Annotated in this window: 11 protein-coding genes; 9 read left to right on the top strand and 2 right to left on the bottom strand. The window is 44.0% G+C overall.

The features are described 5' to 3' along the window. The first annotated feature begins 51 nt into the window (after positions 1-51). The 4 genes from ACE5CV_RS03035 to ACE5CV_RS03020 all read left to right on the top strand — a co-directional run bounded on the left by ACE5CV_RS03035 (position 52) and on the right by ACE5CV_RS03020 (position 6,696). Entirely contained in the window at positions 52-1,311 is a 1,260-nt protein-coding gene (locus ACE5CV_RS03035; protein WP_374948679.1) for a DUF5103 domain-containing protein, read from the top strand. Between the two features lie 77 nt (positions 1,312-1,388). Then, positions 1,389-1,913, top strand: a complete 525-nt coding sequence (locus ACE5CV_RS03030) for an acyl-CoA thioesterase (RefSeq protein ID WP_374948678.1) — start codon at positions 1,389-1,391, stop codon at positions 1,911-1,913. Between the two features lie 126 nt (positions 1,914-2,039). After that, on the top strand, positions 2,040-4,730 hold the full coding sequence (locus ACE5CV_RS03025) for a valine--tRNA ligase (RefSeq protein ID WP_374948677.1): 2,691 nt from the start codon (positions 2,040-2,042) through the stop codon (positions 4,728-4,730). An 85-nt stretch (positions 4,731-4,815) separates the two neighbouring features. Next, positions 4,816-6,696, top strand: a complete 1,881-nt coding sequence (locus ACE5CV_RS03020) for an ATP-binding protein (RefSeq protein ID WP_374948676.1) — start codon at positions 4,816-4,818, stop codon at positions 6,694-6,696. On the opposite strand, the gene ACE5CV_RS03015 is transcribed toward ACE5CV_RS03020, so the two are convergent. After that, positions 6,693-7,151, bottom strand: coding sequence for a type I restriction enzyme HsdR N-terminal domain-containing protein (locus ACE5CV_RS03015; protein ID WP_374948675.1), 459 nt, complete (start codon positions 7,149-7,151; stop codon positions 6,693-6,695). The genes ACE5CV_RS03020 and ACE5CV_RS03015 overlap by 4 nt on opposite strands. Positions 7,152-7,247: 96 nt before the next feature. Here ACE5CV_RS03015 and holA point away from each other — a divergent pair, with 96 nt between their 5' ends. After that, positions 7,248-8,270: a DNA polymerase III subunit delta gene (holA, locus tag ACE5CV_RS03010; RefSeq protein ID WP_374948674.1), complete on the top strand. Its 1,023-nt coding sequence runs from the start codon at positions 7,248-7,250 to the stop codon at positions 8,268-8,270. A gap of 18 nt (positions 8,271-8,288) precedes the next feature. Beyond that, positions 8,289-8,693, top strand: a complete 405-nt coding sequence (locus ACE5CV_RS03005) for an EVE domain-containing protein (protein ID WP_374948673.1) — start codon at positions 8,289-8,291, stop codon at positions 8,691-8,693. On the opposite strand, the gene ACE5CV_RS03000 is transcribed toward ACE5CV_RS03005, so the two are convergent. Further along, positions 8,690-9,211 carry an O-acetyl-ADP-ribose deacetylase gene (locus ACE5CV_RS03000; RefSeq protein ID WP_374948672.1) on the bottom strand — a complete coding sequence of 174 codons (522 nt, stop codon included), beginning with the start codon at positions 9,209-9,211 and terminating at the stop codon, positions 8,690-8,692. The two genes, ACE5CV_RS03005 and ACE5CV_RS03000, sit on opposite strands and share 4 nt — an antisense overlap. A 298-nt stretch (positions 9,212-9,509) precedes the next feature. Between ACE5CV_RS03000 and ACE5CV_RS02995 the strand changes: the two genes are divergently transcribed. From ACE5CV_RS02995 to ACE5CV_RS02985, 3 genes are all read left to right on the top strand, one after another. Next, positions 9,510-11,576, top strand: coding sequence for a M13 family metallopeptidase (locus ACE5CV_RS02995; RefSeq protein WP_374948671.1), 2,067 nt, complete (start codon positions 9,510-9,512; stop codon positions 11,574-11,576). A gap of 231 nt (positions 11,577-11,807) precedes the next feature. Next, positions 11,808-13,142, top strand: coding sequence for a rhodanese-like domain-containing protein (locus ACE5CV_RS02990; RefSeq protein ID WP_374948670.1), 1,335 nt, complete (start codon positions 11,808-11,810; stop codon positions 13,140-13,142). Positions 13,143-13,223: 81 nt separating this feature from the next. Continuing rightward, complete coding sequence (locus ACE5CV_RS02985; RefSeq protein ID WP_374948669.1) at positions 13,224-13,589, top strand: helix-turn-helix domain-containing protein; 366 nt, start codon at positions 13,224-13,226, stop codon at positions 13,587-13,589. Positions 13,590-13,664: the final 75 nt, after the last annotated feature.

Raw genomic sequence — 13,664 nt, 5'->3', positions numbered from 1 at the left:
ACATGGTTGCAAAAAATAATAAGTTAAGCGCGATTACGTATTATTGCTATAATGAGAAACGCCCTTTTACTTTTCATCCTCGCGCTTTTTATCGAAAGCAACTTAAACGCCCAAACGCCTTACACCAATACCGTTTACCGGCACGAGATTAAAAGCATAGAACTCTATAATACTGCAAAGCAATCCTCCTTTCCGATCATCGCTCTTAATTCCACCGACCAGTTAGTGCTGGGTTTCGACGATCTGAGTGGAAGTAGCCGTACCATTAACTATACTTTAGAGCATTGCGATGCCAACTGGAATCCGTCGCGCCTGTCACCTGCCGAATATCTGCGATCGTTTACCGAGGACAGGATCTTTGATTACACTTACTCGTCGGGTACGTTTCAAAAGTACACGCATTATGAAATCAAACTCCCCAATAATAATATCGCACCAAAAATAGCCGGTAACTACCTGTTAAAGGTTTATGAAGATAACGACCCATCGAAACTGCTATTTACCCGGCGGTTGTACGTGGTAAACCAAAAAGTTTCTGTAGCGGCCAACATTGTTTCATCTAACAATGTCGCAACCCGCCGAACTAACCAAAAGGTAAATTTTAACGTGCAGTACACAGGGTTAAACGTACAAAATCCTAACACTGATATTCGCGTGCTGGTAATGCAAAATAACCGCCCGGAAACGGCAAAAATGAACCAGACGCCAACTTACATTCGCGGTAATCAGTTAGTTTATAATGATGTCAACATCAACGATTTTGCCGGAGGTAATGAGTTCAGGCATTTCGATATCCGTACGCTCAAGCTTAATTCCGAGCGGGTGGGCAAGATCTATAAAGATACCGCTAATACGGTAATGCTGCTGGGCGATCCAAACCGCAATTTGCCCAATTATACGTTGCTGTATGATAACGACGGTAAATTCTTTATCTACAATCAGGATGGCCGCGACTCGCGCACGGATGCGGATTACGCTTATATATATTTTAGCCTCGCCGCCAACAAGTCTGAAACGGAAGGAACGCCTTACATCGTAGGCCAATTCAATGATTATAAATTGGATCAAAACAGCCGCATGGAATTTGACAGCCGCGGCCGGTTTTATACCCACTTGCTTTTAAAACAGGGTGTTTATGATTATCAATATGTTTGGGTAAGCAACGCTACCCATAAAGGAGACGATACACTGTTGGAAGGCAATTACTTTGAGACTGAAAATGAATACCAGCTGCTGGTTTACTATCGCCAGCCCGGTTCCCGGTATGAAGAACTGGTGGGTTATAGTTCGTTGAATACGGCGAAGCAGTAATTTAAGATAAGGGTGCGGTGTCACGGGCTTAAAATAGTTTGATTTAAACTGTGCGCCCTAAACCTTATCTTTGCCCTATGAACGGAAAAGCGCCTAAAGAATCATACACCATCATGAACGAGTTGGTATTACCTAACGATACCAATACCTTTAACAACCTGATGGGTGGGCGCCTGCTGCACTGGATGGATATAGCTGCGGCTATTTCTGCTCAAAAACATTGCAACCGTGTGGTTGTCACCGCATCGGTAGATAATGTTTCGTTTCACCATCCTATCAAGCTTGGCGATGTCATCACCATTGAAGCTAAAGTTACGCGCGCATTCAATACCTCGGTAGAAGTGCGGATGGATGTATTTGCAGAGAACATTCCCTCAGGTACCCGCAACAAAAGCAACGAAGCATACTACACCTTTGTAGCTTTAGATCAGAACGGGCAAACACACCCGGTGCCTCCTATTACGCCGGAAACCGACACCGAGGTTGAATTGTTTGAAGGCGCACTTCGCCGCCGGCAACTACGACTGATCTTAGGCGGTAAGATGAAACCTGATGACGCTACCGAGTTGAAAGCTTTATTTTTTGCTGCCCAAAAGAAATAATTGTTATTGGAAACCGCCCAACAACTTTAACATTCATTGCCAAATTTGCTAATAACAGCGCTTAGTTGCAGGGTTCAAATAAAAGTTAATTCCATCATTAGCTTCAAATAGTTATTTTTGCCGGCTATGGATATTGCTAAAACATATTTGCCCCAACAAGCAGAAGAAAAATGGTATAGTTACTGGTTGCAGCACAAATTTTTCAGGTCGGTGCCCGATGAGCGCGAACCCTATACTATCGTCATTCCGCCGCCAAATGTTACCGGAGTGCTGCATATGGGCCATATGCTTAACAATACCATACAGGATGTGCTGATTCGCCGTGCCCGCATGAAAGGCAAAAATGCCTGCTGGGTGCCCGGTACTGATCATGCCAGCATTGCTACCGAAGCTAAGGTTGTAGCAATGCTGAAAGAACGCGGCATTAGCAAGAAAGATCTGAGCCGTGAAGAATTCCTGAACTATGCCCTTGAATGGAAAGATAAGTATGGCGGCATCATCCTGGAGCAGCTTAAAAAGCTAGGCGCCTCATGCGACTGGGACCGGACCAAATTTACCATGGATGAAGATATGTCTGAATCAGTTATTGATTACTTTATCCATCTGCACAAAAAAGGGTGGATCTACCGTGGCATCCGCATGGTTAACTGGGACCCTCAGGGCAAAACCGCCGTATCTGACGAGGAAGTTATCCGTAAGGAGGTAAATCAGAAGCTTTACTATATTAAATATCCTATCGTGCAGGACGAACTTTCGGTATTAAGCGAAAGCCGTGCTCAAAATCACTTCATCCACACGCCGAACTTTGTAACTGTAGCGACTACCCGGCCCGAAACAATCATGGCCGACGCCGCGATTTGTGTTAACCCCAATGATGAGCGGTACACACATTTGCATGGGCGCAAAGTATTTATCCCGCTTATAAACCGCGAGATTCCCATTATTCTGGATGAATATGTAACGATGGATTTTGGTACCGGTTGCTTAAAGGTTACCCCGGCGCATTATTTGAATGACTATGAACTGGGTCAGAAACATAAGCTGCAAATCATTGATATATTAAACGACGATGCTACCCTAAACGAAAAGGCGCAAATTCTTGTTGGTGAAGATCGTTTCATTGCCCGTAAAAAAATTGCGACGATGCTGGAAGAAGCCGGCGCGTTGGCAAAAACAGAGGATTATACCTCTCAGATTGGTTTTAGTGAGCGTACTAATGCCGCAATAGAACCAAAATTGAGCATGCAATGGTTTTGCAAAATGAAGGAACTTGCAGGCCCTGCTTTAGATTACGTTCTAAACGGAAATGTCAAGCTTATCCCGGAGAAGTTTGTGAACACCTACCGTCACTGGATGGAAAATGTTAGGGATTGGAACATTAGTCGCCAGCTTTGGTGGGGGCAACAGATCCCGGCTTACTACCTGCCGAATGGCGAATTTGTAGTAGCCAAAACCAAGGAAGAAGCATTAGTACAGGCACAGGCAATTGACCCAAAACTTACTGCTCAGGATTTGATCCAGGATGAGGACGTTTTGGATACCTGGTTTTCATCGGGCCTTTGGCCTATCTCTGTATTTGATGGCGTACGTAATCCTGATAATGCTGAGATCAACTATTACTATCCAACAAACGATCTGGTTACGGCTCCCGAGATCCTGTTCTTCTGGGTGGCAAGGATGATCATGGCCGGGCACGAGCTACGCGGGCAAAAGCCGTTTAGCAATGTTTACCTTACGGGTATCGTGCGTGATAAGTTGGGCCGCAAAATGTCTAAATCATTAGGGAACTCGCCAGATCCGCTCGAGCTGATTGCTGAGCATGGCGCCGATGGTGTACGTGTAGGTATGCTGCTTTGCTCGCCTGCGGGCAACGACCTTATGTTTGATGAGAAGTACTGCAAACAAGGTAGTGGTTTCATCAACAAAATATGGAACGCGTTTAAATTGGTTAAGGGCTGGGAGGTTGATACCAGCCTGCCCAACCCTAATCAAATTGCCATTGAGTGGTTCGGCAGCCGCTTTAATGAAGCGTTGGTAGAGATAGAAGAAAACTTTTTGCAATACCGCTTATCAGAAGCGCTCATGACCACTTATAAACTGGTTTGGGATGATTACTGCGCCTGGTACCTGGAGATGATTAAACCGGTGTATAAGCATGGTGTTGCCAAACAAAGCATCGATGCTGAAACCTATCAGGCTACAATAGCATTTTTTGAAAATATTCTGAAGGTATTGCACCCTTTTACCCCATTTATTACTGAAGAGTTATGGCATGACGAGATTTTTGGGGAACGTGATACTTTAGATTGCTGCATTGTGGCGCAGTTGCCAACTAACGGGCAAGTAAATACCCAACTCAATGCCGAGCTGGAAGTAATTCAGCAAGCCATCACCCAGATAAGGAATTTGCGCAGCGGTAAAGGGCTCTCGCCCAACGAAGCGCTTCCAATAGTAATTAAAACAAATTCAAACATAGATTACAGCACCTACGAGTATATAATCAGGCACGTAGCCAACATCAGTGACATAAAATTTGTAGATGAGGCAATTAACGGCGCAGCAAACTTTATTGCAGGTAAAGACGAGTTTTATATCGTTTTAAACATGGCTGTTGACGTTGTTGCCGAAAGCGTACGTTTAGAAAAAGAGAAGGAATACTTGTTAGGCTTTTTAAAATCGGTTAATGCCAAACTGGGTAACGAACGCTTTATGGCCAACGCAAAACCCGAAGTGATTGAGATTGAGAACCGTAAAAAAGCAGACGCAGAAGCTAAACTGAAAATAATAGAAGACAACCTTGTTGCTTTGGCAAATTAATTGCATTACATGATGGCTTAACAACTTATTGTTGCTATTTGCGTATCTTATTGCGCCAATTAAGTAAGCGTACAGCCTGCGTTAAATGAAAGAGGATCTTTTCAACTTTTCTATTTATAAAATTCTTAGCAAGGACCAGTCGATGCTCGACCAGGCCCGCATCAGGCTTTTATACTACGGCTGCATCCTTTGTTTTGTTGCCCTGGGGGCACTATTCATCAGTGTTTATTTGCAGGGCTTGTTTTATATGAGTGTAACCTGCGCCACCGTGCTGTTTTGCGTTGCCGCTCTTTTCAAATACTTAACTTACCGCCCGGACTGGTTACGTATAGCGCATGTTCTGCTTATTGTAGGCACAGTAGTGAATTTGATCTCTGTATTTTTCCTGGTACAGCAGGTTAATCTGATCACCATACAGATCATCATCCTGGTTATTGTTTTTAGTTTTTACATGCTTGGGCAAAACTGGGGCATGTTTTATTCACTCCTTAACTTGCTGCCTGTATTGCTGTTCCTGGTAATGCAGTACGATCACAACTATTTTATAGATTTTAAGCCTGAAAAGTCAGACGAATCCACATCTATTATCGGCGTGTTTGCCAACTTTATCCTGATCATTTTTATCAACAGCCACTTTTATACGGCCTTTGTTAAAAATATCAAGATGCTGAAAGAGAACGGCGAGGAGCAGGCTGCCCTTAACATTAAATTTGAGAAGGCTATAGAAAAGGCTGAAAAGTCATCAGCAGTTCAGTCGGAATTCTTATCCACTATGTCGCATGAAATCCGCACCCCATTAAATGCGGTGATAGGTATGAGCAACCTGTTGATGATGAATAGCCCGCGCCCCGATCAAAACGAAAACCTCGAGATCCTGAAGTTCTCTGCCAACAACTTGCTGGCCATAGTTAACGATGTGCTCGATTTTAATAAGATCGAATCGGGCAAGGTAGTGTTTGAAAAAATCAAGTTCAACATGGTTGATCTGATGCATAACATCTGCGGCGGACAGATCATCAAAGCCGAAGAAAAAGGCCTCCTGTTTAAGCTTGATGTAGATAGCGCCCTGCGTAAAAAGTTATTATTCGGCGACCCTACCCGTTTAACGCAGATCATTTTCAATTTGGTAAGCAATGCCATCAAGTTTACTGCCCAGGGCAATATTTGGGTGCGGGTAACTTGCCTGGAAGATAGGCACAACAACATTACCATCGGTTTTTCCGTACGTGATACGGGCATCGGTATTAAAAAAGAAAACCTGGAAACTATCTTCGAACCGTTTACACAAGAATCTATCAGCACCACCCGCCAATACGGTGGCACGGGGTTAGGCCTGGCTATTGTTAAACGTTTGTTAGAACTGCAAGGCTTGCAAATGCATGTAAGCAGTAAGGTGAACGAAGGCTCCGATTTTTCGTTCAATATGGAATTCCCGGTAGCTACGGAGGTTGCCCCTGCTGAAAGGAAGGTACAGCCTCCGGTTGCCCAACCAAGGTCATTAGTAAATGGCACCAAAGCTGTTGCAAACGGCACCGTACAAACACCTCCTGCAATACCTGTCGCCACAGAGCATGCCGATACCCTATCAAGCAGCTTAAGGGTTTTGATAGCCGAGGATAACCCGGTTAACGTTATGCTGATGAAAAAGCTATTCTCTAAATGGAAGATTGTACCAACCATTGCCGAAAATGGTGAGCGGGCGGTAGAAATTCTGCAGTACGGTAATTTTGATATTATTTTGATGGATTTGCAAATGCCCGTTATGAACGGGTTTGATGCTACTATCGAGATCCGCAAAATGCCCGACCCTGCCAAAGCCAATATCCCTATCATCGCCCTTACGGCATCTGCCCTATTTGATATTAAAGATCAGGTAACCAGTGCCGGCATGAACGGGTACGTTGCCAAACCTTTCAAGCCGGATGAGCTGATGGAGAAGATCCAGGCTTTAGTGGCTACCGCTTAAATACTCTGGTAAGCAGGTAGCTCCTCAACAAATTTATAAGTCTCGGTAACAAAATCGATTTGGCAGTAATAGTGTTGTAAACCATTGGTCACAACTAATAAAGGCACCTTGTGAACCATATTGTAGCGCGCAGCCTGATCAAACGTGGCCTGGCTAATGGGGACAGATGGTGCTTTGCATTCCACCAGCAAAATCTTTTCTCCACGCGAATTAAACACCACAATATCTGACCGGCGGGCCTGTCCATGAAGCCTAAGTCCGCCTTCCAGCTTGATCAAAGTTTTAGGGTAGCTTTTATCCCTTATCAGGTACTGCACAAAATGCTGCCTCACCCACTCTTCGGGCGTGATGATGATGTTACGCTTTCTTATCTCGTCAAATAGGCTAAACTGGCCGTTTTGTTCGGTTAGCTTAAACGGGTACGGCGGAAGGTTAAGGGGAAGTAACAGCTCCATTTCAATTCAAAAGTATAAAGTAAAAACTCAAATAGGCAGTTTATTATTCCACAATCAACGCTTTTTACTTTTGAATTTTTAATTTTGACTTACCAGATGACTGCTCCAGAAATACTCAAAGATCTTAAGGCCCGTAAGTTTAAACCCGTGTACCTGCTGCACGGTGAAGAGCCTTATTTTATTTATCTGGTAAGCAATTACATTGAACACCATGAACTGTCTGATGCTGAGAAAGGCTTTAACCAGACCGTTTTGTACGGTAAGGATACTGATGTGATGACGGCCATTAACGCAGCAAAGCGATACCCTATGATGAGCGACTATCAAGTTGTGCTGGTTAAAGAAGCTCAGGATATGAAATGGGGCCGGGACGATGACGATAAAAAAAGCATCAACCCGCTGTTAGCTTATCTGGAAAACCCGCTGCCAAGCACCATATTGGTATTTTGTTTCAAATACGGCAAATTTGATAAGCGAAAAAAGACTTACAAAGCGATAGATAAGAATGGGCTTATCTTTGAATCGGCGGCTTTGTATGACAGCAAGATCCCGGCCTGGATAGAAACATATATTACCGGCAAAAATTATAAGATCAACGCGCAGGCATCGGCCATGCTTGCTGAATATCTTGGAAACGACCTTTCAAAAATTGCCAATGAACTGGAGAAGCTGATGCTGAACGTAAGCACCGGCGAAGAGATAACTATTAAGCATATCCATGACAATATTGGCATTAGTAAAGAATATAATGTTTTTGAGCTGCAATCGGCCCTTGTGCGGAAGGATGCTTACAAGGTGAACCAGATTGTTAACTACTTTGAAGCCAACCCCAAAGCCAACCCTATAGTACTTGTTTTAGGTAACCTGAATAACTTTTTTAGCAAGGTACTGGCCTACCATTATGTAAAAGATAAAACCCCGCAAAATTTAGCCCGTGAACTTGGTGTAAGCCCCTATTTTTTAAAAGATTATGAGCAGGCCGCACGTGGCTATAACTTAGGTAAAACGTTCCAGGTGATCAGTTACCTGCGTGAGTATGATGTGAAGAGCAAAGGGGTTGAATCAAACACCGGCCCGGGTGGGCTGATGAAGGAACTGATGTTTAAGATATTGCATTAACAAATATTATTTAAGATTATGAACTATTGGCTTGTTAAAAGTGAACCTGTAAAATACAGCTGGGAAAAATTCAATCAGGAGGGCCGTACCTTTTGGGATGGCGTACGTAATTACCAGGCCCGCAATAATCTAAAACTGATGAAAGAGGGCGACCTGGTAATGTGGTACCACAGTAACGATGGCAAAGAGGTTGTGGGTATTGCTAAAATTGTAAAGGAATTTTACCAGGACCCTACTACCGAAGACCCTAATTGGGTAGTTGTAGACTTATCGCCGGTTGAAAGTTTGAAAAAGCCTGTCACGCTGGAGCAAATCAAAGCAGACGAACGCTTAAAGGATATCGGCCTGGTACGCCAGGGGCGCCTATCTGTTATGGCCCTCAAAACTGAGGAGTTTGACCGAATTGTAGAAATGGGCAGTTAATCTGCTAATAGTTTCTGATAGATAACAAAGTTTTCGTCATCAAAACAGGTAAATACCACCTGTTCTATTTCTGCATGGCCGTTTAAAAAGTCTTTGACCGTTTCAAGGGCAATTTCGGCAGCCTGTTGCTTTGGAAAATGATAAACCCCTGTGCTAATATTTGGGAACGCAATTGTTCTAATACCCTTTTCTATTGCTATTTGCAAACTATTTAAATAGCAATTAGCCAGTAAGCCTGCCTCATTGCTTTTGCCGCCATTCCAAACCGGGCCAACGGTATGAATTACATACCGGGCAGGTAACCTGCCGCCGCTGGTTATTACGGCTTCGCCTGCCGGGCAGCGCCCCTGCCTGTTGATAATCTCCATGCACTCTTCTAAAATTTGCCTGCCGCCTGCACGGTGAATGGCACCATCTACACCTCCGCCGCCCATAAGGCTGCTGTTGGCTGCATTTATAATTGCATCTACTGGTAATTTTGTAATATCTCCTTGTCTTAGCACTATCCGGTTGTCCATATACAATTAACCGTATTTAAAAAGATAAGTTTGAGTGACTGCTGGTTCATTACGCAGACCATTATAAATTAAATAGTTAAGCCATTACGCAACAATATTTTTACAATAGCCCGTTTATATAATCAAACATCTATGTCGGCTATGAAAACATTGCCAGTAACCCGGTTTATTAGCACAATTCTTAAAATGTCGCGGTTAGCTTCATTAATTAAATGGTTTAACCGTTAATTTAACTCAAAGGTAGCCTTGCAGTGATGCTGCTTAATTAGTTAACTTTAACGTTTAACTGATTAAACAAATGAAACTGAAGTTCACTAACCTGATGCTGATGGGTGCTTTAGCACTCTCGGCAAACACCTTTGCCGAAGGTGGAAAGCCTGTAAAAGGCGCATCGCCAAACGATCCTCCGAAAAAATATATCGATCCGGCTAACATGAACCCATCCGTTAAGCCAGGCGATAATTTTTTTGATTATGCTAACGGTAATTGGGTTAAAACCAACGCCATACCTGCTAAAGAAACCCGCTGGGGCAGCTTCAATATCTTAAGGCAAAGTAATACCGATAAACTGCTTACCCTGCTTGCCGATGTCAGCAAAACTGCTGGCCAGGCAAAAGGCAGCCTTAAGCAACGCGTTGGCGATATGTATGCCAGCGGTATGGATAGCGTAACTATTGAAAAGAAAGGTTATACCCCTATCCTGCCCGAGCTTTCGCGCATTGATAAGATTACCAGCCTGGACGGTGTGATCAGTGAGATGTTATATGAGCGTGTAAACGGCATTGGCAGCCCGCTGTTTGGTTTTGGTGTAGGCCAGGATTCAAAGCATGTTGACAAATACATTGTGAGCTTGAGACAAGGCGGCACCAGCCTGCCGGATAGGGATAACTATCTGAAGGACGATGCCCGCTCAAAAAAGATCCAGGATGCGCTTAAAACATACATCACTACATTGTTTACGCTTACCGGCACCAGTCCTGATGCTGCAGCAAAAAATGCCGTTACCGTTTATGAACTCGAAAAATCTTTAGCTAAATCGCAATTAAGCCGTGTTGCACAGCGCGATCCTAATGCTACATACAATAAATTTTCTGTCGCTGATTTTAGCAAAACTACACCGCATTTAAATTGGGTTAAGCTATTACCTATGCTGCAGGTAACCGGTCAGGATACCTTGTTAGTTGGCCAGCCGGCGTTTTTTAAAGATGCTGATGCGTTATTGGCTGCAACACCTGTTGAAGATTGGAAAACTTACTTAAAATGGAATATCCTGCAGGGATCGGCATCGCTGCTAAGTTCGCCGTTCGTAAAAGCAAGCTTCGCTTATAACAGCGCGTTAAGCGGGCAAAAGACACAAACGCCCCGTAACGAACGTATGAGCGGCCAGATAGACGGTGCATTGGGCGAGTTGCTGGGCCAGCTTTATGTAGAAAAATATTTTACGCCTGCTGCAAAGCAGTACATGGTAAACCTGGTTAACAACCTTAAAGTTACCCTGGGCGACCGTATCAAAAATCTGGACTGGATGAGCGATGCTACTAAAGACCGTGCATTAAAAAAACTGGCTGCCTTCCGTGTAAAGATCGGCTATCCGGATAAATGGGAAACCTATCCGGGTTTAGTTATTGACCGCAGCGATTATTATGGCAACTTGAAACGTATTTCTAAATGGAGGTATAATTTTAACGTGACGCGTTTGGGTAAACCAGTTGATCGCAGCCGTTTTGGTATGACACCGCCGACTGTAAACGCATCGTACAGCCCAACAAATAACGAAATTTTGTTCCCTGCCGGTATCCTGCAATTCCCGTTCTTTGATTTTGGCGCTGATGATGCTGTTAACTACGGTGGAATAGGTGCGGTTATTGGCCATGAAATGACCCATGGATTTGACGATCAGGGGCGCCAGTATGATGCCGATGGCACCTTGCGCGACTGGTGGACCAAGGACGATGCCGACAAATTTAAAAGTCGTGCCGACCAGGTAGTTAACCAGTATAACGGATTCACAGTTTTAGATACCGTACATGTGAATGGCCGCCTTACATTAGGAGAAAACCTTGCTGATTTAGGCGGTTTAAATGTTGCCTATGCTGCCTTCAAGAAAACTAAACAAGGGCAGTCGACAACCAAGATTGACGGCTTTACCCCAGACCAGAGGTTCTTCCTGTCATGGGCACAGGTTTGGCGTAGTTCGCAACGCCCTGAGGCTGCTGCACAGCGCATCCTGACAGACCCGCACTCGCCGGAAGAATTCCGTACCAACGCGCCTATAACCAATATAGACGCCTGGTACACCGCTTTTGACGTAAAAGCCGGGGATAAAATGTATAAAAAACCAGAAGACAGGATAAGAGTTTGGTAGATCCAACTAATGATAATTGCAAAGCCTGGTTGAAAGACCGGGCTTTGTTATATACCCTAATGAATTCAACAACATTGTTTTGCCTAATGCCCAGCCGTTAAAAAGTTATTACCCGGGTTTTATAATGGCCGAAGCATTGAGGTTTTAGTCTTGTAATGCAAGCTCTTTCTTTACCTTCCTTCAACACTGTCATTACAACCTAAACATTATCTTTGCCGCTTTGATACAGTTATGGTAGTTCATCAATTTTATGACAAGGGTTTGGCGCATGCTTCTTACGCGGTGATACGTACCGGTAGAATGATTGTTATTGACCCTTCCCGCGACCCGCAGCCTTATTACGCTTTTGCAGAATTGCATGGTGCCGATATTGCAGGTGTTATTGAAACCCACCCACATGCTGATTTTGTAAGCTCGCACCTGGAGATCCATCAAACCACAGGTGCTGTTATTTATGTAAGTAAACTGGCCGGTGCCGGGTATCCGCACGAAACCTTTGACGAAGGCGATGTTATCCATATAAACGATATAAAGCTAAAGGCACTCAACACACCCGGGCACTCACCGGATTCTATCTGTATTTTACTGGAAGATGAATCGGGTAAAGATTGCGCCATATTTACCGGCGACACCCTTTTCGCCGGGGATGTTGGTCGCCCCGACCTGAGAGAAAACGCCGGAAATATCACTGCTAAAAAGGAAGAGCTGGCACGCGATATGTATCATAGCACGCGCAGCAAACTGATGACCCTGCCAAAGGATGTAACTGTTTACCCGGCCCACGGCCCCGGTTCTTTATGCGGTAAAAGTATGAGCCCCGATTTGCAAACCACTATTGGGAAAGAGCTGCGCGAAAACTATGCGCTGCAGCTGATGGACGAAGTGGACTTTGTAAAAGCGCTCACCACCGACCAGCCGTTTATGCCCAGATATTTTAGTTACGACGTTGAGTTAAATAAAATGGGCGCGCCTGCTTTTATACAAAGTGTTAATGCCGTGGTAAAAGCTGATGCGGATATTGCGTTTGAGCAAGACGTGTTACTAGTTGATACACGGCCGGCTGCTGCTTATAGGAAAGGGCATGTTAAAGGCAGTATCAACTTGCAGGATGCCGAAAAATTTGAAACCTGGTTAGGATCAGTTGTGGCACCATACGAGCCATTCTATTTACTGGCCGAAACGGATGAGGCACTGGATGCTGTAATTAAAAAAACAGCCAAGATAGGTTACGAAGTCAATATTAAAGCCGCTCTGCTTATTCCGCAATCTGCAACGGAAAGATCGCCTGTTATAGATCTGGAACATTTTAAATCTAATAAATCTCATTATACTATTATAGATGCCCGTAACTGGGCCGAGATAAATAGCGGAAAGTTATTTACTAACGCCCTTACTATACCTTTACCTGAATTGCGCGAACGGGTGAACGAAATCCCTACACATAAGCCTGTTGTAGTGCATTGCGCTGCTGGCTACCGCTCGGCAGCAGCTGCGGGGATTATTGCTGCGCAAATTCAAAATGTGCCGGTTTATGATCTGAGTGAGGCAATCAAAGATTTCAATTAGCATTTCATATACTTTGCGGTAGTTAGAAAATAACTAGCAACAAAAAACCACCATCTATTAAAGTTTTTATATAATTGCCGTGTGAATAATTCTGACGACGCAGTTGTAAAACGGATTAAGGTGATTGTTAAAGAGCACGGCGGGCAGCTGGCTTTAGCAAATGCTATTGGGGTCGACCAGGGCTTTATCAGCAAAGTGATCAACAAAAAGCAAGACATCAGCTATTACCTGATTCGTAAATTATGTTTCCAGTTAAAGTACTCGCCCGAATGGCTGATACTGGGAACCGGCGAAAAACAAATCCACAAGCCCGAATCGGCCAAACTCATTACCGAGATACAGATGTTGCGTACAGAGGTAGATATTTTACACGCCCGTATGCGTGCCTATGAGATAGAACTGCAAGAAATTAAGCAGTTGCAATTAGGCAAGAAGCAAGCCGTTTAACTATAAGTAAACCAGCCCTCTTAACGCTAAATTAACATTAAGTGTATGTTATATTAATTTAAATGTAACGATCAG

It is taken from the genome of Mucilaginibacter sp. (genome assembly GCF_964263795.1).
Classification (GTDB): Bacteria; Bacteroidota; Bacteroidia; order Sphingobacteriales; family Sphingobacteriaceae; genus Mucilaginibacter.
Note: the sequence above shows the minus strand (reverse complement) of the source record. Positions and strands in the feature narration are given on the sequence as shown.